Raw genomic sequence first — 24,850 nt, 5'->3', positions numbered from 1 at the left:
GCGACATACCCCATTCGTGATGAGGCAATCGGACTGGGCGAAATTGCCAGTCTTTAAACGACGCTCGAAGACTTCACTGAACCTCCCTCACAAGCCTGAGAACGTAGAGGCAATTAGTGTCGCACTTCGCGAGTCGAAGCAAGCCACTACCTCTCTCTCGTAATCAAGACTGGTCTATCGCAAGTCACGATTGATCACGTCCTAGAATGCTTCCATCAAAATAAAAAGGTCTATATCTGTGACTATGACATCGGGAAAAATGGCGGCAGTAGAACGCGTATCTGGGCGTTCGGCAATAAGCCCGATGCGTCATATCCGGAGCCGGAATCTCCGGAAGTGCGCAGCGAAAAAATGAAGCTTCATCGTGCGCGATACGAGGAAAAGCGGGAAAGAAAGCCGCTACGAAATCTTCCACTCCGAATCGTGATCCGCTCACAGCCGCCCTCTTCGGGGCGCGTGTCGCAGACGAAAAAAGTTTGGCGACGTTGCCGTCAAGAATCTATCAGCAATCAATGGATGTTGACGATCTGAAGGAGGCGGCATGACCCTACAAAAAATCCTCGACGAAGGCACCGTCGATATCAACGAACCGAACGAATTCTTCGGCGAGTGGGACAGTCATCAGATTTGGGTAAAGCGCGTTGACGATGAGCGCTGGTACATCACGGTTCGCGATCCGAGCGGATGTTACACATACGACGGTTATTGGGATGCCGAAAAGTACGTCCCGATTGAGGAAGCAATAAAGGAATCGATTAAAGGCGCGATGCTGGAGATGAAATGACCAAGCCCCTCAAAGAACCTACCGAGTTAGTCGTTGGAATGACTCACCGGGAGATGCTGACCATCATGGCCGACAACGGCATCTTCTGCGGACACGACAAATTCGCTCGCATCTTGCAGGAAGCGCAGCGTCGCGCCCTAGCCGCTCAATCAACGAATGACGACAAAAAGGAAGCAGCGTGAAGACCGACTGGTACGAGCCGAATCAAAAGCCTGTCCGAGTTGGCTATTACGAGGCTGAGGTATTCGATGGCGGCTGGATCTACGAGTGGCGAATGTGGTTTGACGGCGAAACATGGCGCGACTGCCCGAATGGCTGGGCGCTGGCAAATCAAAACGTGAAATGGAGAGGTCAAGATGCAGAGTGCTGAGCTGGTGGTGAAGATTGGGCAATTGCAATCGAAGCTCGAAGAAGCGAGTGCAAAGGGATTTGTTTCTAGAGAGGCGATGCAAATCCTTTACAAGATCGAGGAAACCGTTGGCACGCTGCTTGAGTTGGCGACCGCCGAATTCTGGGCTGCGGGAAATAAGGAGGCCGCTTGAAAATCATCACTCGCGGTCAAATCCCTGAAGAACGTGCCTATACGTTCCAATGCACTCGCTGCAAAACGGTTTTTGAGGCTACGCAGCGCGAATGCCAATACATCTCGAACCAGCGAGATGGCGATGTTCTTCGGCACAACTGCCCGGTCTGTATGCGTGAGTGCTATGTGGGTGTGAAATGATTACCTCCAACTTCGCACTGACCGGCCTTCTCTTGGCTGCCCTAATAATGGTGCTACTTCTGTCGCTGACATGCCGCCGAATCGGACCTGAATCGGGCACATGGTGGGTATGTTGTCTGGTGACTGTTTGTGCGTTCGCGCTGGGGAGAATGGGATGAGCGACGATAGCGAACTGAACATCTTCCGTTGTCTGGATTTTATCCGCGACAACGCACCGGAATACGCACAAGCCAAAGCTCAGCGCGTATATCTAGAGAACTTTCGCAAGAGCAAGAAGGCACTTTTGATGCGATCGGCGGAGCTTAAAGGCCACAAGACTGCTGCGATGCAGGAGCGCGAAGCCTACGCCGATCCTGAATACATCGAGGTTCTGGAGGCATTGCAAACCGCGACCGCTGAGGAGGAAAGACTCCGCTGGCTTATCACGGCAGCCGAAGCAAAGATTGAGGCATGGCGGACCATTGAGGCGACGAAGCGCGCCGAAGCGAGAACGTTATGAACGGCTGGCAATTCATGGGTGAGCATCCAATTTTGACGGCATTTTTGGGATATATCGCTTATCTTTGCGTGGCCGCAATCGCGCAAGGATTTGCTGTCGGCTTTAGGAGGTCGAAATGATCCGAGGCGCTGCAATTTTCTTTGTAGCATGGGTACTAGCCTATTCCACCGTTTCCGCTGAATGCAACCTTATGGGCTCTTTCTTGGTCGGCTCGAAGGTCTTTGATTGCAAGGTGAGGAAATGATAATTCGAAAGGCTACCGGTCACGGCGGGAAGAAGATTTGGTATGACCGCACGCGCAAAAGTCGCAGCCGTCTATACCACGTGATATCTCTGTCGCATCTCATCATGAAGGACGGATCGTGTTGGCGTTTGATAGTTGGGCCGTGGGCGTTCGCATTTAAATTTCGGCCCATAAAATCGGAGCGGAGCGAATGAAACGCTCATCATTCGGCCCTCGCAAAACGCCTCTCAAACGAAGCGCATGGCCCCTCGCTACGGCGAAACAGCAACTTAAAAGAAGCGAGATGAAGCGGCGCGTTAAGAAGCCGACCGTCGCGGAGGGTCGAAGTATCTTGAAGCGTGCCGCGGGGCCGATTGCTACTTGCGCGTGGCGTCCGAATGCTGGCGCGTTCCTGCCGACGAGACGGTTGTTCCATGCCACGACAATAGTTTGGCATCCGGCAAGGGCATGGGAATCAAATCTAGTCACGAAAAGACTGTGCCAGGGTGTTTCTGGTGCCATAGGTGGCTGGACCAAGGATCGGCTACGCGCGCAGAAAAGAGGCTTGTATTCGATCTTGCCTACGCGGAGTGGGAGCCTGTCAGGACTAGAAAATTGGCATCAACCTAATTGAAAAGGAAGCCGTATGAACTGGATTCTCCTTGGTAATGATTCACGCCGGTATGATGTCGCACAACGACGACATCGCCATCACAAGCGCGCGTTTCTATCAACAGAACGCGTGTCAGACTGCTGGGCAGTCCGTCGAGCAGAAATTGCACGATACCTATCAACACGTCGATTTCGTGTGCATTCACGATGCGGATGGGAAGTGATTCGTCGAATCGTATGCGCGGCAAACCGCAAGCGCTTCACTGGCCAAATCGTGCTTGGTATCCGTCATTGGGATGCTTTCATGACCAACATGCTCGATACGGAAGGTGATCCGGTGGAGCAAGGATTCATCACGAACAAAGGCGAATTTGTTGACCGTCATGCTGCGTGGTGCATCGCCGAAGAAGCCGGTCAGATCATTCGTCGCGTTGGTGGCGATGACACAAACGGCGGAACTCTTTACTCCGAAAATCTTTACTAAGTAAGAGAGGTGATCGGCAACGCAAGGCATTGAATTCGCTATATAATTAGGATGCTTAAGCATTGTCAGATCGCTAATCTTTGGGCGCATTCGCCCCTGCTGGGAGAAGGAAATGACGCTGGACGAATCGAATCTCGTCGATGACCTGTTAGTGTCCTGGCACCGCTGGCAGGAGGTGTATGCAGTCCGTTTGGGCTTGCCGCGTTGCGACTCAACCTGTCGCGCCTATCAGCTCCCGGTGGATAGGCTTTCGGCTGACGAAGCCGCGGCAATCTCTGATTTGAAAATCTGGAAGCGGAATGGCGAAACCGTTGACGCGCTCGTGGAGGGGTTGACGTGGCAACAGCGTGCGGGCCTGCAAACGACGCTTCGCAACAAGCGCATTGGCTATGACGTATTCAAGAGCGAGCGATTCTCAAAGGAAGAAATCCACATCTTCTTCCAGCAAGCCAAGGAGGCGCTCTACCCCAAGTTTGTCGCGCGTGGGCTTATCAAGATTAGTGCGGAGGCAGCGTGAGAGTGGAATTCGTATCTGGGATACTCTTGGATTACTGGGTAGCTCGCGCATCGGGAATTGAATTCAAGACCGCCCGTGAGGCCGCACTTGCTCTTGATGGGCAAATGGCTCCGTGCATATTCAAAACGGCACAAGGAACTCTGCGCATCGCCCGAGAAGATGTTATCTCCGCATGGAGGCCGTCATCGGATTGGACAATCGGCGGTGATATTATCGGGCGGGAGCGTATTGGGATTATCCCGGCTGGGATTGATTGGAAGGCTTACGCGACGGGAGATATGGACGCGACTTCATACGGAGTTGATCCGCTAATTGCGGCTATGCGTGCCTTTGTGGTGTCGAAATTCGGAAAAGAAGTACCGGACGAAAATATTTTCATACAGGGCTTGTAAACTCAGAAAAGTTGGTGTACCTTTACATCCGTGGTCGTCGAGCTACGTCCAAACCACACAGAATTCCAACCCCGCCGGTTCGCGCCGAGCGGGGTTTTTCATTTTCTACGCCATGAAACGCTCTCAACCTCTCGAATCGCACATGTACGGCGATCCGATGGCTATTCTGGAGCGTAAGCAGGCGCAGGAAGAGCGGCAACGCAAACGCGGCACACTCCACGCCAAATCGGGGTGGAGCGACGCACGCAAGCGCGCCGAGGCCTTATTCACCGACTTCGCCGACTCGGCTGCTCAGCCATCCACGAGTCGCATTCTCCGCAACGGGGATCGTCCCGGCGCTTCAACCGGGAAGAACACATGAACGTCCAGCAAATTATCGACTCGATTGAGGCCGACTTGATTCGCATTCGGAATCTCGATCCGGCGCTGCTGGCGAGCATGACCGCGCGGCTAGACGAATTACGAAAGCTGGTGCCGTAATGGCTGCCCGGAAGCAGGTAAAGATCGTCGCGGAGCCGACTGAGACATGCAAAACGTGTCGCCATAGTTGGCATTTGAATGGCGTATGGATGTGCCGCCGCTATCCTCCCGCAGTCACATACGACTACGAAGAAGGCTGTCCCTGTAGCAGCTTCCCAATTGTCGCGCCCGAACTGGTATGCGGCGAGTTTAGTCCGCAGCTTAATTCCTGACCTATGGCAATCGATCAAAAGCTGCGCGAATTTGCTTCGGAGCGTCAGATTGCATATCTGGACGCGATCGAGAAGCACGGTAGCCAGCGAGCCGCCGCAGACGCGTTGGGTGTTTCGCGCGGGACGGTGGGGAATGCCATTGTGTCGTTGCAGCAGAAAGCGGCCAAGATGGGCTATTCGCCCGAGCATGATTGGACGCACGTAGTGCCCGATGGATTCCGCGTCCAGGGCGTTTCGACGTACTATGACGACGAAGGTAAGCCGCGGGGCCAGTGGGTTAAGTCCGCCGTTGACCATAATCGAGCTGAAGAATTGGTGCGCGAGGCCGTCTCGGTGCTCTCCGAAAATGTTCGGGGATTGGCGCCAATTACAGAATCACCGAAACGTGTACTTGGTGACCTTCTGTGTGTTTATCCGTTCGGCGATCCTCATGTGGGATTGTACGTTTGGGCAAAGGAATGCGGGGAGGCGTTTGACCTCGAAATCGGGCGAAGATTGACTCTTGGAGCGGTTGATCGCTTAGTTTCCAGTGCGCCCCCTGCCGAAACGGCAATTCTCCTCCTTCTCGGCGACGTATTCCATGCCGATGATGGCACCAATAGAACGCCCCAACACCATAACCCGCTCGATGTTGATTCGCGGTATGTGAAGGTATTGCAGGTCGGCATCGAAACATACCGACATGCCATTCTTCGCGCACTTGAAAAGCACGCAAGGGTCGTCGTCAAGGCGATTCCCGGCAATCACGATCCGCACGCGATTTGGTCGCTAGCATTTACGCTGTCGGCCTACTTCTCAAATGAATCCCGTGTAGAAGTTGATCTTGGGCCTGCCAAACACTGGTATTACCGTTTCGGCAAGGTTTTGATCGGGTCGACTCATGGCGATACGACGAAACACGGCCAACTCGGCGGCATCATGGCATGTGATCGCGCGAAAGATTGGGGCGAAACATTGTATCGATATTGGTACACAGGCCATATTCATTCAAAGTCGGTCACGGAATTGCCGGGCGTCCTCTGCGAGTCATTTCGCACTCTCGCGGCGCAGGATTCATACGCCGCGGGGCATGGGTATCGCGCGGGTCGGGACATGCAGTGCATTGTCCATCATCGCGAATTTGGTGAAATTGAACGGCATCGCTGCGATGTCGGAATGTTGGAGGCAGCATGACGCCCGAGAATTTCGCTTATTGGCTCCAAGGTTTTGCCGAACTGACGCAAGGCCAAACGCCTAACCCGGCGCAATGGAAGTCGATTCTTGAGCATCTTGACCTTGTGTTCAAGAAGATGACGGCGCCCGTGCAAACCGGACCGGAGCCCGGAACGCATGATCCAATGGCGGGCAAGAGCGTGGACGAGTTGCTGAAGAAGTATTGGACAGGAGCGCCTTCACTATTCTCACCGCCCTACACAATCACATGCACCAACGGTCAACAAGCAGACAGTAGCATCCTCATTTGCTGATGAATCATCGCTACGTCTACCGCTGCTGGTACTGCGCGAATGTAGTCGAAGAGGGTCAGCGCTGCTGCGATCCAATGGAGCGCTTGAACATGCGAGAAGGTTGGGATTTGTAATCAAGGCGCGTCATGCTATCAACCCTATGCTTTCTGATAGTCATGACCGCCGTAGCCGCAGATAGCCCTTGGGTAGCATCGGCCGCAGTAATTGCGTGCTGGCTGTGTGCTAGGCGCGAAAATCGGCCGCAAAGATAGAGCGGCGCTGGAACTCGTTACCAGCCGTTTCACGCATGGCGATCCCTTTAGGGTCTGGTGTAAGTGCCTATCAGCCGAAAGGTGAGGACTGGCCGTCCGGGGTGAAGGGTTCGCCATGCTTGAGAGCGATAAGTCGAGATGGGATGGACTACGGCAATGCCTCGGCAGCCGTGTATCGCGGGTTCGAATCCCGCCGCTCTCGACGGTGCGACACCCCCATAGCTTGCGCTTTGCGTATTGGATGGGCTGATGTGGTAGTGTCCGGCGCGTCGCTGGGCGGACGGGAGCCGCAATCCAAAAACTGCGGTGGCGGCTGGAGAAAATTAGAGCCAGCGTTTGGGAAGGTCCGTGACGTTACGACGGAACCGCATATACCCTAAGCGGTCGCTTGACCGGCGTAACCGGTCCTCTCAACGGAGCGCGCAGCACGGGATTGGTGAGTGGCGCGCACTCGCATGCCAGTCCCTCCGTTGAGAGCGAATGCGCAGGTGCTGACTGCGCGCGGGAACGGGGTTAAAGCCCAAAAGCCCGATGGAGTTCGCCGTAGGGGCGATTACCTATCCGTTACAGGACGGGAAGCGAAGTCTTAGACAGTCCCATAAGCTCGAAATCAGCGCGGGCCGCTCTCTTCAATCATGAACGCCAATCTAATCATCAGCCACTACCTGAACGCCATGGCTCGCAACGCATGGCTATGGTCAAGATGGATGGATGAATGGGCGGCTTGGTATTTGAAGGTGTGAGATGGATATTCGACCGGGAGTTTGGTGATTACTAACCCGCATCCCAGCGCATGTCTGAGTGGTACTCGATGCGTTTGGGTCGCGGGCCTTCGCGCGTGCGTTCTCATGCTGCTGGGCGACACCGGTAGCTAAAGTCGGCCGACAGAGAGCGCACTCTCGAAGGCGAATATCGTTAGCCGCGCGTTCCGATAGGAAGCCAAAGTGCCATGCGGGCCGACGACCAGTAGCTTTCCTTAATCTGCGTTTACAGGGGACGCAAAATGGCTTTTTTGACAAAAGATCTTGGCGATTACGCCTTCCAGCGCGCAATGGACGTCGCATACAACGCCTCCATTAACGGTGCCGATGAGAAGCATGTTATCTCACGTGCACTTGCTGTTATGAAGGCTGCTGTGGAGATTTCCGAAATGTTGGAAATCCGGCGCGGCAGCATCGCCGATCGTGCGATTGGCAGCGTCCAAGACAAGCTAGTCATTGGGTAAGCAACAGTTTCTCCTGCCGACACCCTTCGGCTTTGCCCACTCGGGCATTTCTTATTCTGCGCCGGATTAGCTCATCAGGTAGAGCAACTGATTTGTAATCAGTGGGTGGTGGGTTCGAGTCCTGCATCCGGCACCAATCATAGAAATAAAGGGCGCATGCCCATTGCGGGTATGGCCAGAACGTCTGGTTTCTCTAAAGCGCTAGCGGACAAGATCTGCGAAAGCATCATTGACGGCATGACCTTGCGTCAGATCGGCGACTTGGAAGGAATGCCGACCAAGACAACTATTCTTCGTTGGTTGGGGGATGACCGTTATATAGCTTTTCGTGACCAGTACGCGCGTGCGCGCGAGCTTCAGTCTGAGTCAATGGCCGATGACATCCTTGAAATATCGGACGATGGCAGAAACGACTGGATGGAAATCGTCGGCAAAGACGGCGATACCGTAGGCTGGCGCGTCAACGGCGAGGCCGTTCAGAGGTCGAAGCTGCGAGTCGAGACGCGTAAATGGCTGATGTCCAAGATGCTCCCAAAGAAATATGGAGCAATCAAGATTGATTCCGATGGTGGCGGCGAAGGCGGCCCCGGCCTCGACGACCCAAATCCTGACGTATGAAGCAATCTGTCAAGTTACAGGAGCTTCATTCGAAGCAGGTTGAGATCGGGAAGGCTTTTAGCGAACACGATCTTGTCGTCGTTCGGTGTGGGCGACGTTTCGGTAAGACCACGCTGCTCGAGCGTTGTGCCACGAAATGGTCCTACCAAGGGTTGCGCGTTGGCTGGTTCGGGCCGACATACAAGCTCAACCTCCCGACCTATAAGCGGGTGCTTCAGACGATCTCCCCGGTCGTCGTATCGAAGTCGAAGATCGATCAGATCATCGAGACACAGAAAGGCGGGTGCGTCGAATTCTGGACGCTGCAAGACGAGGATGCCGGGCGCTCGCGTTTCTATGATCGGGTGATCGTCGATGAGGCAAGTCTCGTAGCAAAGGGCTTGCGCGAGACGTGGGAACAGTCGATTCGCCCTACTTTGCTGGATCGCCGCGGTAAGGCGATGATGGCAGGGACGCCGAAGGGCGTAGACCCCGAAAACTTCTTCTATCAGGCTTGCACGGACAAAGCGCTGGGTTGGGTTGAATTCCACGCTCCTACCGCTTCGAACCCGAAGCTGGATCCTGATGCTGTAGCGAAGCTCGTCAATGAATATCCGCCGCTGGTATATCAGCAGGAGTTTCTTGCCGAGTTTGTTGACTGGCGCGGTTCGGCGTTCTTCTCCGAAGTCAATCTTCTCGAAGACGGTCAACCGGTCGAATATCCGACGCGATGCGATCAGGTCTTTGCTGTAGTCGACACGGCCCTCAAAGATGGGCTTGAACATGACGGTACGGCTGTTATCTACTGCGCGCGCAACAAGATCGCTGGACACCCACTGATCATTCTTGATTGGGACATTGTTCAGATACAGGGCGCACTTCTCGAAGAATGGCTTCCCTCCGTTAATCAACGGCTTGAGGATCTGGCGAAGGAAACGGGTGCCCGGCAAGGCAATGTCGGTATCTGGGTCGAAGATAAAGGCAGCGGAATCGTGCTGATCCAGCAATCCGAGCGTCGCGGGCTTCCCGTTTATCCCATTGAGGAAAAGCTCGTCGATATGGGGAAAGAGGGGCGAGCCCTATCGGTGAGCGGATATGTCTATCGCGGAGACGTGAAATTTAGTCGCAATGCCTACGACAAAGTGACCAACTACAAGGGGCAGACCCGCAACCACTTACTTGCCCAAGTGTGCGGCTTCCGCATTGGTACGAAAACGCCTCATCACATGGACGCGCTCGACGTGTTCTGTTATGCCGCAGCAATATCGCTCGGCGATTCATATGGCTGGTAAATGAGCGACCCATTAATTGACGACGGCAGCCAGGCATCAATCGGGCTTGGCGCTACTGTTCCGTCTTCGCTCATGCGGATCCTGATGGCCGATGACATCGTGCCCGGCGCCGCTCCCTCGTATGAAAGCTGCAAGACGCTGTATAGCTTTCATCCGCTTGGTGCCAAGATGGCCGAGGCTCCTATTGAGGAGGCCCAAAGCCAAGAACGCGAGATCACAATCCCGGGCGCACCCGAAGAAGACCTGATCTCGGCATTCAACCGCGAATGGATGGCGATCGGCATGACGGGGGCCGACGAGATCATCAGAGGTCTCATGACGCTCAAGCGCGTCTATGGGATTGCCTCGCTGGGTGTCGGTGGCCGATTCCTCAATGGGGATGATTTTCCGACGAACGAGCCACTCCCCTATGAGCGCCTCCATGAGATGGAGGTGTACTTCAACACGTGGGATCCGCTGAATACGGCGGGGTCTCTCGTGCTGAACCAGAATCCCAATGCGCCTGATTTTCAGAAGCCTCAATATCTGCGTGTGGCGGGGAAGGATTACCACTCGTCCCGGGCGGTAATCGCACTCAATGAATCTCCGATTTACATCGAGTGGACGAATAGCGCATTCGGCTTTGTGGGGCGATCGGTCTATCAGCGGGCACTTTATCCGCTGAAAACCTACGTCCAGACGATGATCACCGACCAGGCAGTGGCGGAAAAGGCTGCGTTGCTGGTGATGAAGATGAAATCACCGGGGGCAATCATCGATCAGCGGGCGCGTAACTGGTTTGGACTTAAGCGCTCCGCGCTCAAAGGCGCCAAGACGGGTAACGTCATCTCGATCGGTATTGATGAAAATATCGAATCAGTAGATCTTAAGAACCTCCGTGATGCCGCAGAGTTCTCGCGCAACAACTGCGTCAAGAACATCGCCACGGCGGCCAAGATGCCCGCCTCGATGCTCTATCAGGAAACGCTGACTGAAGGATTCGGCGAAGGCTCGGAAGATGCCAAGATCATCGCGCGCTTCATTGATCGAATGCGCATCGAAATGAATCCGGCCTATCGCTTCATGGATCAGATCGTGATGCGACGGGCGTGGAGTCCAGAGTTCTACAAGACGATGCAGCGCAAGTATGCTGAATATAAGTCGGTGCCCTACGAGACGGCGTTTTACGAGTGGAAGAACGCCTTCACTGCAACATGGCCGAATCTACTGGTCGAACCGGATAGCGAGAAGATCAAGGTTGATTCCGAGATCCTGAAGGCGGCAATCTCTGCGGTTGAAGTCTTATCGCCGCTGCTGCCGCAATCCGAAAAGGCTCGCGCAGCAATCTGGCTCGCAGAGACGATGAACGAGCGCAAGCTCATGTTCTCGTCGCCGCTCGAACTGGACGAAGATGCGATCGCCGCATACGAGCCAGTTGCACCTGAGACCGAGCCCAAGCCCATTGTCGAGTCATCGCATCTATGAAATCCCGTTCCGCCAGTCAGACATTCCAAGAGGTCCTGACTGCTGCCGTTCGGGATATCACAGAGAATGGTTACGACGACGTTGGGCGGCTCGACGAGTGGCTGAGACGTTTGAGGCTTGCTGCGGTCGCTGACCTGCCAACACCGGAGGAAATTGAGAGCAGGATGCAACTGGCGATGAAGGCGGTCTTTGACCGTACATTCTCCAAATCATCGGTGCTCAAGTATCACCCAGGCGTGCCGCGCTTCACGGTAGAACGTCTTAAGCCTTTCGCGCGGGAAGAACTGGATCGGCGCATTCGGTCGAGTGCGCAGTTGATCAAGCTGAATCGAGAAGAGGCGATCGAGAAAACGCTCCGCCGGTTCTCTGGCTGGGCCACCTCGATCCCTGATGGCGGATCGCGGATAGTCGAGAAGGTTGATGTCAAGGAAAACATCGCCAAACCAATTCAGCAGATCAAGTATGAAGCGCGTCGTTGCCAGATAGATCAGGGCGCCAAACTTGTTGCGGCGATCAATGAGGTCGTGGCGACGCAGGCTGGCGCCATCGCCTACCGCTGGCGTTCGCATTGGCGACGTGCCGGGTATGACTATCGTGAGGACCACAAAGAACGGGATCAGAAGATCTATCTGATTCGCGGCAGTTGGGCGCACGAACAGGGTCTTGTGAAAAAAGGCGACGCCGGATACTACGACGAAATAACTGCCGCCGCCCAAGAGCCCTTCTGCGAGTGCTACGTTGTTGCAGTCTACGCGCTGCGTGAATTGCCCGATGAAATGCTGACTGAAAAGGGGCGCAAGGTTCTCGACGAGACGCGACTTACAGGAAGGTAACTGCATGAATCCGCTTTTGAGCTGCAAGCCTTACATTTTCCGCGCACAAGGTGATGCGGATAGTTTGCCTTATGGACCTGCGTACTGTTTCGAAATCATCGCCAATGGCGAACGCTCATACCATTTGGCGACGCGAAACATGGATGGCGAAGACTTGATGAAGCGCGCATATCCAGACAAGGGATACGAAAACTCGCCACTATATGACGATCGTCAGTTTGACTGATGCACAGATTGCCGATGCCACTAGCAGTTTCGGCAAGTTCGTCAGTGGCGAATTCGTCAGATTGAGCGATCCCCTCGGCAACGTCTAACTTGCACCATCCACACATAGAAGCCACCTTCGGGTGGCTTTTCTTTGGTACTTTCATGCCGCTTGAACAAGGATCGTCGCGCGAGGCGATAAGCCACAACATCGCGACCGAGCGCGCAGCAGGAAAGCCCGAGAAGCAGGCGATCGCGATTGCATATAGCGAGGCTGGAAAGAGCCGCCAAGACGCCGAAGAATCCACGCAAATTAACTGTGCCGGCGTCCTCTTCCGCGCCCCCGGCCCGCTCTATCTGCTCGTCAGGCGTAGCGATACGGGCGAATGGGAGCAGCCTGGGGGCCACGCGGAAGGCGATGAAACGCCCGAAGCTGCGGCAGTCCGCGAATGCGAAGAAGAGATCGGCGTGTGCCCAGATGGCATTCGCTGGCCGGTTCGACGCAATCCGATTCCCGATGGCAGCGGTGAATACACCTGCTTCCTGCAGGACGTGCCAGAGCCATTCGAGCCAAAGCTAAACCACGAGCACACAGCATGGCAATGGGCCGCCGCAGATGCCCTGCCAGAAAACATGCTGGTGCCGGTCGCCCGCACGATCGAGTTGGTTACTGGCAATGAACTCGATATCGCCAAGCGGATGGCCGCGGGCTATCTGCTCTCTCCGCAGAAGTATGAAGGTGCGTGGCTCTTTGATCTTCGGATCACCGGAACGGGCACGAGCTATCGCAAGGCGCTCGATGAGTACGCCTACCGCCCGCCCGAAACATTCCTCACCGAAGAGTTCCGCGAGCGCTGTTACGGCCTACCGGTTCTCTTCCTGCACTCCAAAGGCGCCCTTAACACGCAGGAGTATCGAGACCGAAATATCGGCTCGATTTTCTTTCCTTATATCGCGGGCGATGAGGTCCGCGGTGTAGCCAAGATATTCGATTCGGACGGTGCTCAACTGATGTTGACATCGCACGAATCGACTAGTCCCGCGGTGATTTTCCGCGACGCGGGCTCGACCGAAACCGTCGAGATTGACGGCAAAACGGTTCTCATAGAAGGCAAACCCTCTTTCCTCGACCATCTGGCGGTTTGCCCGGTTGGTGTTTGGGATAAGGGCGGCGAGCCCAGCGGAATTAATAACGGAGATTCACAGATGGACGAAAACGTTCAGGAGCAAGTGCCCGCGTGGGCCGACGCTCTCGGCAAGCGCTTTGATGAAGCATATTCGACATTGAATGCGCGCATGGATGCAATCGAGCAAAAAGGCGGCGAAACAATGCCGGCCGCAGAGCTTCGCCCAGATGCAAGCGGCCACGAAGCTGCTGCGGCTGCTGATTTGGCCGCTGCCGAAGCTGCTGGCGCCGCAGAAGAAACCGCAGAAGCCAAGGCTGCGCGTGAACTGAAGGAGCGGCAGGACGCTGAGCAAGCTCGCCTCGACTCGGAAGAGGCGGAACGCACCGAGAAAGAGCGCAAGGAAAAAGAGGAGAAGGAACGCATGGACGCCCAAGTTCGCGCGGATGCCCAGTTGCGCGGCGAAAACGCCGAGATGAAGAAGCAGATCGAGGCAATGAACGCGCAGATCAAGGCACTCGCCACGCCCCCGTCTGCATCGGATCGCGATCAACTCAGCGCCGCGCAAGCTCGCTGGGATTCGGTCGCGCAGATGCTCGGCGATTCGGTACCGGCTCCCCTGCACTTCGAAACGCCGATCGCTTATCGCAAGCGCCTGGCTGAAAAGTTCCAGAAGCACTCGGACAAGTTCAAGGGCATTCGCCTTGACTCGCTGGACGGTGCCGTGTTCGACACGATCGAAGATCAGATCCGTCAAGACGCACAGGCGTATGCCAAGAGCCCGTCCGTGATGCCCGCCGGCCGCCTCCTGCCGACCATCCGCATGGACAGCGCCGGTCGTCAGATTACCGAATACCACGGCGATATGGATGTCTGGCTCAATCACTTCAAACACCACGGCGTTGTCGCCAAGGTCCTGCGTCAAAATCACGGAGCACGATAAATGACCATCAGCTTCAATCCGGCGCTGACCACTTCGCCGCAGAATACCTTCCTCCTGCAAACGGAAGGTTACGTTCAAGGTAACTACTTCGACGATCCGTCGACGAAGAACTGGCTTTTGAGCGGCGTTGTCGGGTCGAGCGTAACGCAGCCGATGTGGGGCGGTCTGGCGATCGAAGAAACAGTCGCCCAAGTCAACGCCAACGCACTCGGCAGTTCGATCACGCCCGCAGCGAGCGCAGGGACTGTGACCGGCTTTACGGTCTTCAACCAGTCGAACAACATGCTGCTCGTGCCGGGCAACAACGTGCAACAGGCTGTTGCTGGCATGACGATGGCCTATTTCCGCACTGGCTCGAATGCCCGCATCGCTGTTTCGTGTCTCGCATCGCTGGTTGCATCTCTTGAAGGTGGCGCAGTCAATCAGACGCTGTATTGGGATCCGGTGTTGTTCCAGTTGACCGCATCGGGTACGAGCGGCGCATTCGCACTGCCGTCCACGACGCGCATCATCTCATTCAACTCGAACAGCAAGATCGTCAGCTACAACTCGGGCACCGGGGCTCTCACCTGGACGACGGGTTCGGCCGCCATCATCCAGATCTAAGGAGCCCACCACATGGCAAACAACTTCCCCGCCCAGGTACGGGTCAATCCGCACTTCGCGGAACCCGATCTGATCGTCACGTATGCGCAGGCATCGGGCGCATTCGCCGCACTTCCCGGCAACAAGCCTAAGGTGAAACTCGGCAACGATGACCTGTACGTCTACATCAACGCGCTTGATCTGCGCACGGAAACGCTTTCGGCCCAGGCTGCCGGTAATTTCCTGCCTTCGGCAACGCTTGTTGGCACGCAGTACAGCACACAGACGTACCTGATTCGCACGCGATCGATCTGGGATCATCACGACATCGCCGCAGCGGCTCACTACAACGTGAGCCTGCCCGCCGCTCAAGATCTGGCCGCTCGGCAGGGCATCTATCAGCAAATGCGCACAGCGCTGCTCTACGGCTACCAGCCGTCGAACAACGAAGGCCTGCTCAACGCTGCTGCTGCGACAGCCGTTACTCTGCCTCCCGACCAGTACGGCAACACGACCGCATCGACCTACGACAATGGCGATATGTCGCTGTGGCTGCTGTCGCAGATCGTGAACATCAAGTCGGGCATGTTCCAATCAGGCGCGCAGATCACGAACCGCATTCGTTTCATCGGGCCGCAACGCATTCTGCTGAACTGGCAACTTGCCAACATCGTCCAGGTGACGGCATATCAGCGTCCGGGTGCTGGCACGTCGACGACGGGTCAGGTCGTGGCGAACGTGACCGCAGAAGCTGGCGATGAAGTCGAGTACTACTTCGATGACACGTTGCAGGGCAAGGGCGCGGGCGGCGCGGATATGGTCATTCTGACCATCCCGGAAATCGAGCAACCCGATATGCCCGGCATCAACACCAACGTGTTCGGTGACGTTCAACCGTCCACGAAGGCGGTGAACGCGATGTACACCGACATGCCAGCGCCGATGAAGATCCCGACGCCGATCCCGGATGGTGCTATCACGGAAGTTCAGGAAATGCGAATTTCCAGCGGTTGGAACCTCCGCGGGCAAGGCTTGTACCTCTTGTCCATTCCGCATTAACGATTTGCCCCGCACCTAGATCGCGCGGTCGAAAAGCCAGTCCCTGTCTGGCCTGGTGCGGGCATCAAATACAGGGTCAAGCCGCCTCGCGCGGCTTTTTCTTTTCAGGGAAAGTGAAATGGCAAAGATCTACCTCGCGAACTGCACTCGCCAACACCTCAAGCATTGCTATCGCATTGCGGAGTCAAACAAACTTTCGATGATTGAAATCGATTCCGGTCATCAGAAAGTTGTCGGCGAGCAATGGAATCAACCGCAAGTCGAAGCATTTGTCAGGGATCTGGAGCGCTGCGGATTTCGTCGTGCCGCGGAAACGAGTCGCAAACTTACGGAATTCTCCGGTTTTCTTTATAGCGTCGACAAGCCGATTATCGAAGATCACATCTATCAGGGCAACGAGGCCCTGATTGAGCATCAGGAGTATCGCTCGGCATCCGAGGCGACAAAAGCCGCGCTCGCAGTCGATACCGTCAACCGTGCACCGAAGGACAAGCGCAAGCGTCTGGCAAAGGCCGTTGAAGTCACGGTCGAGCAGGACATCCCGCCGCGGGAGAAGGCGACCGGCAAAGAGGTCAACATGCAACTCACTATCGCTGAAGATGGCGCGAGCGACAATCGCACCGCCAAGTTGCCGATCTGATCATGAAAGCCTCTTTCCGGATCACCGAGGAAGGCAGGAAGGCGTTGCGCGATCTTCCTCAGCCCGCGCCAATGACGCACGCCGAAGAAGTCAAGGCGCTCATGGCCAAGGGGATGAAGATCATCTTTACGCGTGGCCATGCTGTATGGGCGTTCGCCCCGAAAGCGTTGTCCTGCTGGTCGCCGTACAGTGCGGCCTTTCCTGCTGCCCACGATGTCAGCCAGTATCTGGCGTTGGGCGGCGAAATCGTCACGATTTCCTGATATGTGGACCAATCCGACCCAGCCGAATCTTGCCGATTTCAATGCGTTCGTATTGAATCAAGGTGTGCCGCCGGCCGATCTGCCGAGCGGCGCGCTTGCGAACGTCAGTATTGATGAATCAGGCAATTTGACCGCAGTAAGTTCAACGGGAACGGTTGCGGCTGGAATGGCGCTCGTTGGTGTGGACATCAATACCTACATCGCAACATGGGACGGCACAAGCGGCACGGTGATGCCTGTACCTACTGCGTCCGTCAGTGCCGCTTCAGCCGGAACGTACTCGCCGTATCTGGCGTGGGCGTTCCTTGGTGCGGAGGCGGTAACACTGATCCCGCCTGCCTGTATGCCGCCGATCCTGTACGTGACAGCGGTTTATAACTACGGGATGCATAAACTGCTGAAGATCGGTCAGGATCAACCGGGCCAAACATTCTTCACGCAGCAAAGAGCCGCATTCAAGCTGATGTCGTTCAAGGCTGGTCCCGTCAGCGCTTCGGCGGATCAATCCACATCGGATACGCTGCTCACCCCGGATTTCCTGAAAGGTTTGACGATGGGCGATCTTGATCTGCTACTGACGCCTTGGGGCCGTGAGTACCTGGACTATTCGCAGAGCTACGGCCCGAATATCGTCGGTGTTAGCTGATGGTCACCCTGAATCTCGGTGTCGTGGATGTCGCCTATTCCGATGCTGACGGCGCCACGACGACAGGCGATGTCGCTCAATACATCGAGAACGACTATCACGTCATGCGGACGTTCCTGGAATTGCACGAAGACGAGATTGGAGACTTTCTCGCAAATGCAATGGCAGACGAGATTGAATCGCTTGCTCAAGGAAAGCCGGTCATTCCATTTGCGAGTCGCGATGTCACGACAACGCTTGGTGACCGTGTTATCGAAGGCCAAAGTGTCAACGGTCGCATAGAAGAAGCATTCCGAGATTATCTCGATTCGCGCGAGTGGCAAACGACAAGCGGCCAGACCATTGATGCGGCTGATGCAGGCGTCAGTCATAAGAAGAAACATCCCAACTCAAGTAAAAACAAGGCGCGCGCAGCTTTTGTTGATACCGGGTTGTATCAAGCCTCGTTCCGAGCGTGGCTCACCAATGACGAATCATGACCCTGATATCCGAAGCCGCTAGCGCACCCGGGCAATTGGCTGCCTCTCTAGCAGCCGGTGTCGCACAGATATCGGATGATCAAACGGTTTCGTTTCAGCAATATACGAAATCAACGCTTCCCATAGATGGTTACGTATTCTGGGTTGCGACGGGAACAAGTCAGCAGTTTTCCGGATCATTGCATGTCCTGACTGATCGGCACCAGGAAGAAGACCAGACGATTGCCGCGAACAAGATGGTGTTCACGGCAACGGAAGAAGTATCGCAGCTCAATGCGATTGCTCCGGGCACGATGTGGGTTGGATCGTGGAACGTGGACGGGACGACACTTCAGGTGGCGTTCTCCGAAACGGGCGCGAACTATCAACAAGCCGGTCTATGGCATTACCGCGGATTTGCGGTCTACCCCGCCCTTTCGTCTCAGCTTGTCGAAAGTGCCGCTGATCTGCCACCCGAGCCAATTGTTTCAAACAGCCTGCCGATATGGTTAAGCCAGACCACATTTGGCACAACGACTGTGCCCGTTTATCCGTCATACTTGGTGCCCGACAATGTAGTGCCGCCATACATCGTGGCCCACGTCGAGCCCGATATGACGGAGGCGCCTTCGTTCCCGATCGCACAATGGCCCGGCAACCCTGTATCGCCCAATCAGTTGGTCCAGATGTCCATATCGCAACTAGCGAAGGACAACGTAAGACTGACGTTGTACGGATTCACGAACCAGATGGCATGGCAATACCTTGCCATGCTGATTGATTACTCCGTCAATACCGACAACTTTGGATTTGGCAACACGCCGGTTCCTCGCGATGAAAAGCGCACTCAAGTGGAAATCAGTGCGCTTGCCATGAAAAACCATTCAGATCGTCGCCTGGTATTACCAGGCAGCCGCAGACGCCATTGCGCGTCGCCTGATCCTCTCCGCCGGATTCAGTTCAATCACCGTCTAGACGGGGCATCCCCGCATGACGTTCATTGCCCGTCTTGTGCGGGCTTTTTATTGGAGTCTTTGATGCCCCAGTATCCCCTCGCTCCCGTCCCGGGCGGCACAACTACCACGTTGGACGTGACCGCAGCGACAGTTATCAAAAATGCACCGGGTCGCCTGTTCACTGTTTCGGTCTTGGTCGCAGGCACCGCGGCGGGCGCCGTGTATGACAGCGTGGCCACGACTGGCAATACGGCGGCCAACCAGATTGGCGTCATTGCTGATGTCGCGGGTCCAATCAACTTCAATGCCATGCCGACTGCTGCGGGGATCGTGGTTGTGCCGGGTACTGGTCAAACGCTCGCAGTTTCCTGGTCGTAAATTCCCGCCGCCCTATCATCAACCCCGCCAGTGAGCGGGGTTTCGTTTTTCTGGAGCCTGCATGGCTAACACGATCACTCCCCAGATCGTCAATCTCACCGCAGTTGTCACCACTGCACCCGAGCCATCACAGCTCCAGCAAAGCGGTGCAATCGTCTCGGTGGGCGGCACGACTCTGACGCCTGGTACTTATCAGTATTGCGGCAATCTGCCCACCGTCAATTCCATCTCGGCGACTTCGTATTCGATCGCCTCGTTGACGTGGGCGTCTAGCGAAGTCACGGCAACTGTTGCGGCTGGCGTCCTTCCTACTGTCGGATCGACGTTCACGACGACCATTTCTGGCGCTGCGCCGAGTGGCTACAACGGAACGTATATCGCTACCGTTGCTTCGTCGACTACGTTCACCTACGCAGTAGCATCGAATCCGGGCACCGAAACCGCCCTCGGTTCGTTCACGATTTCGGGCGCGTCGCCGATTACCTATCCCGCGACTTCGTTCTTCGCGCAAGGCACGTCAGTTGGTGTTTATGTGCTTGAGCTTGGAAACGTGACGGGCGTAGATGCTCAGATCGCCACGCTTGACGCTTGGATCACAAGCAACCCTGGCGTTTTCTATAGCTACCTGACGCCCGCCGCATGGGACTACTCGAAGGATGAGGTCGGCTCGGTCGTCATCAATAATGGCGGCAATGGCTATACGGTGGCGCCGACCGTCACATTTTCGGCTCCTGGTGGCGGCGGTACGACTGCGACTGGCACCGCTACTGTTCAAAACGGCGTCGTGGTAGCGGTTGCCGTCACCAGCCCGGGTTCTGGCTATACGGCCGCTCCTACTGTGACATTTAGCGGCGGTGGCGGCGTAGGCGCTGTGGCCACGGCGAACCTCGCATCGGCGATCAATATTCTCGCGGGGAAGTATGCGAGCGCAACCGGAAAGACCTACTTCTTCCCGACGACGACCCTCGCGAATCTCCCGAATTATGCGACGTTGAAATCGGTGTACGCGACCGCTCCGGCGCCGACTGCGACTTCTCAGGAATTTGATGCTTAGGCGCGTTTTACCAATGGCTGGTGAACAATCCGTCAGCAGCCAATCCGCTCGGCCCGATGTCGTATCGGTATCTCACAGGCGTAACGCCGTGGGCAATCTCGGGCAATCAGGCGACCGTCAATAGCATTCTGTCGGCATACGGCAACATCATCTATCCCACGTCGGAAGGCGGCATCTCCAAGGCCGGCATCTGGAAGGGAACGATGATGGACGGCACGCAAGCGTCCTGGTGGTACGGCATCGACTGGTTCCAGATTCAGGTTGCACAAGACCTTGCCGCGGCCGTAATCAACGGCTCGAACCAGAATCCGCCGCTGGTCTACGACCAGAACGGTATCAATTCGCTGCTCGCTGTTGCTCAGGGTCGCGCCAATAGCGCCGTGAAATTCCAGTGCGCATTGTCGATCACGATCACGGCAACGTCGTTTGCTGATTACACGACGGCCAATCCCGATGATTACGCCGCGGGCATTTACAAGGGCTTTCAGGCGACTGTAGTTGGTCAGAACGGATTTTTGACCATCGGCTTTTACCTGGATGCGGTCCAGTTCGCATAAGGACGATAAATGGCAACTCAAAACCCTCAGATTGCGCAGGGCGTCCTTAACCGCGTCCTAACTGCGGTCATTATTCCCGGCAATACGGCGCTCAACGTAACGGCACCGTACATGGCGAAGGGATTCGCCAGGCTTGAATTCTCTGGCGACTGGACGGGCCAGGTCGGCACAGGCACCGGGATTGTGAATTCTCCAGAGCCATATGTCATGGCACGCGTAACGATGAATCTGCTGCGCACGCAGGCGCTTTCCGCAAGCTGGGTCACGCAAGGTCAAACGGCAACGTATCTCGGTCAGGTCAACGTGCATAGCGATACCTCGACCTTCCCCGTCTCGACGATGACAGATACATCGATCGTTTCGGTTGATCCAGGCGCCTTTGATGGCACCGACCCGGTTGTGCGCGTAGTGCTAAGTGGTTCCATGCCGATCAACGCATCGCTCTGGTCGGCGTAATAGTTTGCTGCGGCTAGGGACGCGACCCGAAAGCCGGACCCCTGCCGGTTGCCGCAGCTTCTAAACGGGGGCTCAAAAAGGGATTGAGATGGCTTCTTTAGATGAGAACTTCAACGTCGTATTCCCTGTCGTCACGGATCGCGTGACACGCAAGGAAAAGGACAAGGTAACGGGCGAAGAAAAGGACGTGCATGAAAATATCGTGCGCGTCCATGCTTTTCACACCCCCCATCAGCAAGGCTGTGTTTGACCAGAACTTTGCCCTTCTCGCTGCGACCAAAGCGACACTTGAAGGGAAAGGTCGTCAATATCTGATGTCCGCAGGCCCGCGGGTGGCCGCATTAACGTTGCGCGCGGAAGGTTTGCGAGACGCGGAAGAACGCGGTTACGTGGACGACAACGGCAAGCCCAAAGAGGACGAAGTTAAAGCGTTCTTCGCGGAACTACGTCGGCTCACGACCATTCTTTGCCCGGGTAGTGGCGGCTGGGAAATGCTTCCGGTGGATCTTGCAATCTCCGGTGGGAAAATTGATGCTGAGGACTGGGAGGAGGTGGAAGCGTCCATCGTTTTTTTCTGCTGCCACTGGTCCATGGCAAAAAAGTCAGATCGAAAGCGGATTGGACAGAGCACGGCTACTTTCCTGAAGGCATCGACTACGCCCTCTCCTTTGTCGGTGTACCTCGCTTCCTTGCCGAACTTGACGCAGGCCGCGACTTCCGTGCACAAGGCGGTATCCTCGGTTCCATCCTGAATTACGTCGCGCACGAGGGATTCCGGGAATTCGCCGAGCGCCACGAATTCCCTTTTCGTAGTGCGCGAGAGCATCGCGAGCGATACATCATAGAAGCCCTGAAAGGATAAACATGTCGAGTACGTCAATCATCAAGGTCCAGGTTGACGATACCCAGTTCAAGTCATTCCTTGACCTTTACCAGGAATATCAGGAGCATCTTGAGAGTGCTCCGGACGACTGGAAAAAGGTTGGCGACGCCATTGGTGATGCCGGTGCGGATATGGAGGATTTCGCCGATGCTTCCAAGGCATCAAAAGAATTCCTGCTAATCGCTGCGACGCAATCGGAAATCATCTCCCGTGAAATTCGCAAGGCAAGCGCTGCGAACAACGCGCTCCTGGAAAGCCTCACGAAAAACGTGACGGCTCAAAAATCTTTCGCTGATCAGGCTGAGCGCAGCGAAAAGCACATGAAGGAGCTAAAAAAGGGGGCCAGCGAGTTCGCTCACGAGATTTTCGGGCTCGGTAGTTTCCTCATGCGTCTTGGTGCCCTCGGCGGAAGTCTGGCGGGCTTGGGTGGATTGCTAAGCGGCATCGGTCTGAAAGACCTTGCATCGTCGGCGGTCGATACACAACGCAGCGCTCGCGGACTGGGTATGACACCGGGCCAGTTGACTGCGTTCAATCAGGACTTCGGGACGCGATATCTTGACCCGGGGGTGTTGGGCTCGATATCAAGCGCGCAGAGCAGCTTTTCTGGTCGGATGTGGCTTGCTCGCGCGGCAGGCGAGAATATGGGCCAGGTGGCGGGCGAAGACCCCGGTCAACTAGCTGCTAACCTCGCTATTCGTGCGCATAACTGGTGGGTGAATACGCCCGCTTCCATGCGTACCGCAGAAGTCCTGCAATCTACCGGCTTCACCCAGTCGGGCTTCAATCTTAATTTGATGAAGCAATTGGGTAATACGCCTCTTGCGGAACTTCAAAGAGCCGCAGCCCAGTACGGTTCAGATCAAGGGCGATTTAACGTAAGCGATCGCAACACCGATGCTTGGTATGGTTTCCTTCGACAGATCAAGGATGCCGGAAACTTCATCGAGACGCATCTTACGAATAAGCTTTCGGACCTTGCTGGTCCGCTTCAGCATTTTGCAGATGCAGTTGGCAAGGATGTAACGGTCCTTATTGATCAAATCTTCACGCCCGCCAATCTGAACGCACTTGAAGACGGCATCAACGGCTTCACGAAGTATCTCGGATCGAGCCAGTTCCAGCAGGACATGAAGGACTTCGCTGGGCTCGTTGCCGCAGTGGCCGGAGCCATGCGCAAGGCGGCAAGATTCTTGGGCATTGACACAAGCCCTTCGTCGTCGACGAATCCAGCATCAATTCCTGTCAATCCCGGTCTGGATCCTGATGAGGTGCAGCGGGAGACGCGGGGGCAAGTTCGCGGATACGGCGGCGTATCTTTCGCTGACAAGGCGCTTGGATATACCCGTCACAAGCTGAACATGCCGTCAGACCCTCGCGCTGTTCTTGCCGAGATGGACGCGAAGAACGGTTTGCCCGCAGGTACACTGGAAGCAATGTGGGCGAAAGAATCCAGTGAAGGGAAAAATCTGGTTGGGCCCGTCCTGCGAAATGGCGATCAGGCAATTGGCGATCTTCAATTCACAGGAGCCGCGTGGAAGGACTGGGGCAAAGGCGGCGATCGCTGGAATTTCATGGACGAAGCGAAATCAGGGGGCGCCTATATGGGGTTCCTGTCCAAGCGCTACCAGGGCGATATAGCTAAGGCGCTGGCCGCCTACGACTGGGGCCGTAATGTCGACAAGACGATTGCCCAAAACGGCGCTAACTGGCAGAAGGGCTTGCCCGCGGAATCGATGGACTACATCAAGATCGCGAAAATTCTCAATTCCCAAAAGCAGAATGTTCGCGTGACCGTTCAAAATAGTACCGCCGCCCGGGTGGCGGTCCAAATAATGCGGCCGCAGCCCAATGAGCATTTCTACCGTCTCTCAGTCAGCGTTTAGTTTCGCATACGATCTTGCCTTTCAAATATCTCCTATTATTCTGAATGGCGGGATCGTAGCGAATTCGTTGGGCGGCATGATGCCAATCATCGGACTGACCGGGCAACTGGCGGCGCTCGCACAAGGTGTTTTGTCGGGAAACAACGAGCCGTTCGCGCGATTCGTTCCCGCACCCGGTAGCACGCTAGTGGCAAATACGGTTGCGACATATCCCTTCGCAAACCAGTTTGTCGCAGCGAATGCCGTCATCAAGCAGCCTAAAAACATTTCTCTCGTCATGTATGCGCCCGTTCAGGATACGGGCGGCTATCTGACGAAACTGGCGATCTTCGAGGCGCTGCGAAGTTCCATTGAATCACACGTGGCAGCGGGCGGTACTTTCCACATTGCAACGCCAGCACACATTTATCTAAATTGTTTGCTCAACAACATCACTGATGTCACGAGCGGCGAGATGGGTAAGCAACAGATGGTGCAGTTCCAATGGGATTTCTTCCAGCCGCTTGTCTCCCTTTCCGATACGCAATCCGCTCAAAATTCATTGATGTCGAAGCTCAGCGGCGGGCAGCAGATTTCGCCCTCCGGTCTGGCTGGAACATCAATCTGGTCGAGCGCGGCAACCGCTATAGGCTCCGCAGCGCAAGGTGCAGCGCAAGGCATCAATGGAATCACGGCTGCCGTAAATAATTTCGTGGCGCAATGA

33 protein-coding genes and 2 tRNA genes are annotated in these 24,850 nt (G+C 55.7%); all 35 read left to right on the top strand.

The features are described 5' to 3' along the window. Window positions 1-541: 541 nt before the first annotated feature. The 35 genes from FAZ98_RS31370 to FAZ98_RS31195 all read left to right on the top strand — a co-directional run bounded on the left by FAZ98_RS31370 (window position 542) and on the right by FAZ98_RS31195 (window position 24,850). Entirely contained in the window at window positions 542-784 is a 243-nt protein-coding gene (locus FAZ98_RS31370) for a hypothetical protein (RefSeq protein ID WP_158957584.1), read from the top strand. Further along, complete coding sequence (locus FAZ98_RS31365; RefSeq protein ID WP_158957582.1) at window positions 781-966, top strand: hypothetical protein; 186 nt, start codon at window positions 781-783, stop codon at window positions 964-966. Before FAZ98_RS31370 ends, FAZ98_RS31365 begins: the two co-directional genes overlap by 4 nt. Then, on the top strand, window positions 963-1,154 hold the full coding sequence (locus FAZ98_RS31360) for a hypothetical protein (RefSeq protein WP_158957580.1): 192 nt from the start codon (window positions 963-965) through the stop codon (window positions 1,152-1,154). Before FAZ98_RS31365 ends, FAZ98_RS31360 begins: the two co-directional genes overlap by 4 nt. Next, window positions 1,141-1,326 (top strand): hypothetical protein, encoded by a 186-nt coding sequence (locus tag FAZ98_RS31355; protein WP_158957578.1) that lies wholly within the window; start codon window positions 1,141-1,143, stop codon window positions 1,324-1,326. Before FAZ98_RS31360 ends, FAZ98_RS31355 begins: the two co-directional genes overlap by 14 nt. Before the next feature lie 336 nt (window positions 1,327-1,662). After that, window positions 1,663-2,007: a hypothetical protein gene (locus tag FAZ98_RS31350; RefSeq protein WP_233272955.1), complete on the top strand. Its 345-nt coding sequence runs from the start codon at window positions 1,663-1,665 to the stop codon at window positions 2,005-2,007. An 869-nt stretch (window positions 2,008-2,876) separates the two neighbouring features. Then, window positions 2,877-3,326 (top strand): hypothetical protein, encoded by a 450-nt coding sequence (locus FAZ98_RS31340; protein ID WP_158957576.1) that lies wholly within the window; start codon window positions 2,877-2,879, stop codon window positions 3,324-3,326. 112 nt (window positions 3,327-3,438) lie between these two features. Further along, window positions 3,439-3,843: a hypothetical protein gene (locus FAZ98_RS31335; RefSeq protein ID WP_158957574.1), complete on the top strand. Its 405-nt coding sequence runs from the start codon at window positions 3,439-3,441 to the stop codon at window positions 3,841-3,843. Beyond that, a complete protein-coding gene (locus FAZ98_RS31330; RefSeq protein ID WP_158957572.1) occupies window positions 3,840-4,235 on the top strand; it encodes a phage protein NinX family protein in 396 nt (131 codons plus the stop codon). Before FAZ98_RS31335 ends, FAZ98_RS31330 begins: the two co-directional genes overlap by 4 nt. Window positions 4,236-4,377: 142 nt before the next feature. Further along, complete coding sequence (locus FAZ98_RS31325) at window positions 4,378-4,596, top strand: hypothetical protein (protein ID WP_199272464.1); 219 nt, start codon at window positions 4,378-4,380, stop codon at window positions 4,594-4,596. Further along, complete coding sequence (locus FAZ98_RS35995; protein WP_267904872.1) at window positions 4,593-4,715, top strand: hypothetical protein; 123 nt, start codon at window positions 4,593-4,595, stop codon at window positions 4,713-4,715. The genes FAZ98_RS31325 and FAZ98_RS35995 overlap by 4 nt, the downstream gene beginning before the upstream one ends. A 215-nt stretch (window positions 4,716-4,930) precedes the next feature. Then, window positions 4,931-6,100 (top strand): oxidoreductase, encoded by a 1,170-nt coding sequence (locus FAZ98_RS31320; protein WP_158957568.1) that lies wholly within the window; start codon window positions 4,931-4,933, stop codon window positions 6,098-6,100. After that, on the top strand, window positions 6,097-6,393 hold the full coding sequence (locus tag FAZ98_RS31315) for a hypothetical protein (RefSeq protein ID WP_158957566.1): 297 nt from the start codon (window positions 6,097-6,099) through the stop codon (window positions 6,391-6,393). Before FAZ98_RS31320 ends, FAZ98_RS31315 begins: the two co-directional genes overlap by 4 nt. 372 nt (window positions 6,394-6,765) lie before the next feature. Next, a tRNA-OTHER gene (locus FAZ98_RS31310) sits at window positions 6,766-6,846 on the top strand. 801 nt (window positions 6,847-7,647) lie between these two features. Then, window positions 7,648-7,869, top strand: a complete 222-nt coding sequence (locus FAZ98_RS31305; protein ID WP_158957564.1) for a hypothetical protein — start codon at window positions 7,648-7,650, stop codon at window positions 7,867-7,869. A 60-nt stretch (window positions 7,870-7,929) separates the two neighbouring features. Beyond that, window positions 7,930-8,005, top strand: a tRNA-Thr gene (locus tag FAZ98_RS31300). A 20-nt stretch (window positions 8,006-8,025) separates the two neighbouring features. Further along, the gene (locus FAZ98_RS31295) at window positions 8,026-8,487 is read left to right on the top strand and encodes a terminase small subunit-like protein (RefSeq protein ID WP_158957562.1); all 462 of its coding nucleotides are present in this window, start codon (window positions 8,026-8,028) and stop codon (window positions 8,485-8,487) included. Next, on the top strand, window positions 8,484-9,758 hold the full coding sequence (locus FAZ98_RS31290; protein WP_158957560.1) for a hypothetical protein: 1,275 nt from the start codon (window positions 8,484-8,486) through the stop codon (window positions 9,756-9,758). The genes FAZ98_RS31295 and FAZ98_RS31290 overlap by 4 nt, the downstream gene beginning before the upstream one ends. Next, window positions 9,759-11,222 (top strand): anti-CBASS protein Acb1 family protein, encoded by a 1,464-nt coding sequence (locus FAZ98_RS31285; RefSeq protein WP_233273028.1) that lies wholly within the window; start codon window positions 9,759-9,761, stop codon window positions 11,220-11,222. Then, a complete protein-coding gene (locus FAZ98_RS31280) occupies window positions 11,219-12,055 on the top strand; it encodes a hypothetical protein (RefSeq protein WP_158957558.1) in 837 nt (278 codons plus the stop codon). The genes FAZ98_RS31285 and FAZ98_RS31280 overlap by 4 nt, the downstream gene beginning before the upstream one ends. 4 nt (window positions 12,056-12,059) lie before the next feature. Further along, window positions 12,060-12,281, top strand: coding sequence for a hypothetical protein (locus FAZ98_RS31275; RefSeq protein WP_158957556.1), 222 nt, complete (start codon window positions 12,060-12,062; stop codon window positions 12,279-12,281). A 143-nt stretch (window positions 12,282-12,424) separates the two neighbouring features. Next, entirely contained in the window at window positions 12,425-14,326 is a 1,902-nt protein-coding gene (locus FAZ98_RS31270; protein ID WP_158957554.1) for an NUDIX hydrolase, read from the top strand. Further along, window positions 14,327-14,932 carry a hypothetical protein gene (locus tag FAZ98_RS31265; RefSeq protein ID WP_158957552.1) on the top strand — a complete coding sequence of 202 codons (606 nt, stop codon included), beginning with the start codon at window positions 14,327-14,329 and terminating at the stop codon, window positions 14,930-14,932. 12 nt (window positions 14,933-14,944) lie between these two features. Then, window positions 14,945-15,970, top strand: coding sequence for a DUF2184 domain-containing protein (locus FAZ98_RS31260; RefSeq protein ID WP_158957550.1), 1,026 nt, complete (start codon window positions 14,945-14,947; stop codon window positions 15,968-15,970). A gap of 118 nt (window positions 15,971-16,088) precedes the next feature. Further along, entirely contained in the window at window positions 16,089-16,610 is a 522-nt protein-coding gene (locus FAZ98_RS31255; protein ID WP_158957548.1) for a hypothetical protein, read from the top strand. Between the two features lie 2 nt (window positions 16,611-16,612). Beyond that, the gene (locus FAZ98_RS31250) at window positions 16,613-16,873 is read left to right on the top strand and encodes a hypothetical protein (RefSeq protein ID WP_158957546.1); all 261 of its coding nucleotides are present in this window, start codon (window positions 16,613-16,615) and stop codon (window positions 16,871-16,873) included. Window position 16,874: 1 nt separating this feature from the next. Next, window positions 16,875-17,519 (top strand): hypothetical protein, encoded by a 645-nt coding sequence (locus FAZ98_RS31245; RefSeq protein ID WP_158957544.1) that lies wholly within the window; start codon window positions 16,875-16,877, stop codon window positions 17,517-17,519. Further along, on the top strand, window positions 17,519-17,998 hold the full coding sequence (locus FAZ98_RS31240) for a hypothetical protein (RefSeq protein ID WP_233272949.1): 480 nt from the start codon (window positions 17,519-17,521) through the stop codon (window positions 17,996-17,998). The genes FAZ98_RS31245 and FAZ98_RS31240 overlap by 1 nt, the downstream gene beginning before the upstream one ends. Further along, a complete protein-coding gene (locus tag FAZ98_RS31235) occupies window positions 17,995-19,311 on the top strand; it encodes a hypothetical protein (protein WP_233273027.1) in 1,317 nt (438 codons plus the stop codon). The genes FAZ98_RS31240 and FAZ98_RS31235 overlap by 4 nt, the downstream gene beginning before the upstream one ends. 61 nt (window positions 19,312-19,372) lie before the next feature. Next, window positions 19,373-20,365 (top strand): hypothetical protein, encoded by a 993-nt coding sequence (locus tag FAZ98_RS31225; RefSeq protein WP_158957540.1) that lies wholly within the window; start codon window positions 19,373-19,375, stop codon window positions 20,363-20,365. A 20-nt stretch (window positions 20,366-20,385) separates the two neighbouring features. After that, window positions 20,386-20,922 carry a hypothetical protein gene (locus FAZ98_RS31220; protein ID WP_158957538.1) on the top strand — a complete coding sequence of 179 codons (537 nt, stop codon included), beginning with the start codon at window positions 20,386-20,388 and terminating at the stop codon, window positions 20,920-20,922. 9 nt (window positions 20,923-20,931) lie between these two features. Beyond that, on the top strand, window positions 20,932-21,378 hold the full coding sequence (locus FAZ98_RS31215) for a hypothetical protein (protein ID WP_158957536.1): 447 nt from the start codon (window positions 20,932-20,934) through the stop codon (window positions 21,376-21,378). Between the two features lie 88 nt (window positions 21,379-21,466). After that, complete coding sequence (locus FAZ98_RS31210) at window positions 21,467-21,628, top strand: hypothetical protein (protein WP_158957534.1); 162 nt, start codon at window positions 21,467-21,469, stop codon at window positions 21,626-21,628. After that, complete coding sequence (locus tag FAZ98_RS31205; protein WP_158957532.1) at window positions 21,591-22,130, top strand: hypothetical protein; 540 nt, start codon at window positions 21,591-21,593, stop codon at window positions 22,128-22,130. The genes FAZ98_RS31210 and FAZ98_RS31205 overlap by 38 nt, the downstream gene beginning before the upstream one ends. A gap of 112 nt (window positions 22,131-22,242) precedes the next feature. Continuing rightward, the gene (locus FAZ98_RS31200) at window positions 22,243-24,147 is read left to right on the top strand and encodes a lysozyme family protein (RefSeq protein ID WP_158957530.1); all 1,905 of its coding nucleotides are present in this window, start codon (window positions 22,243-22,245) and stop codon (window positions 24,145-24,147) included. Further along, the gene (locus FAZ98_RS31195; protein WP_158957528.1) at window positions 24,113-24,850 is read left to right on the top strand and encodes a hypothetical protein; all 738 of its coding nucleotides are present in this window, start codon (window positions 24,113-24,115) and stop codon (window positions 24,848-24,850) included. The genes FAZ98_RS31200 and FAZ98_RS31195 overlap by 35 nt, the downstream gene beginning before the upstream one ends.

Origin of the sequence: Paraburkholderia acidisoli, from assembly GCF_009789675.1 — a bacterium.
Taxonomy (GTDB): domain Bacteria; phylum Pseudomonadota; class Gammaproteobacteria; order Burkholderiales; family Burkholderiaceae; genus Paraburkholderia; species Paraburkholderia acidisoli.
Note: the sequence above shows the minus strand (reverse complement) of the source record. Positions and strands in the feature narration are given on the sequence as shown.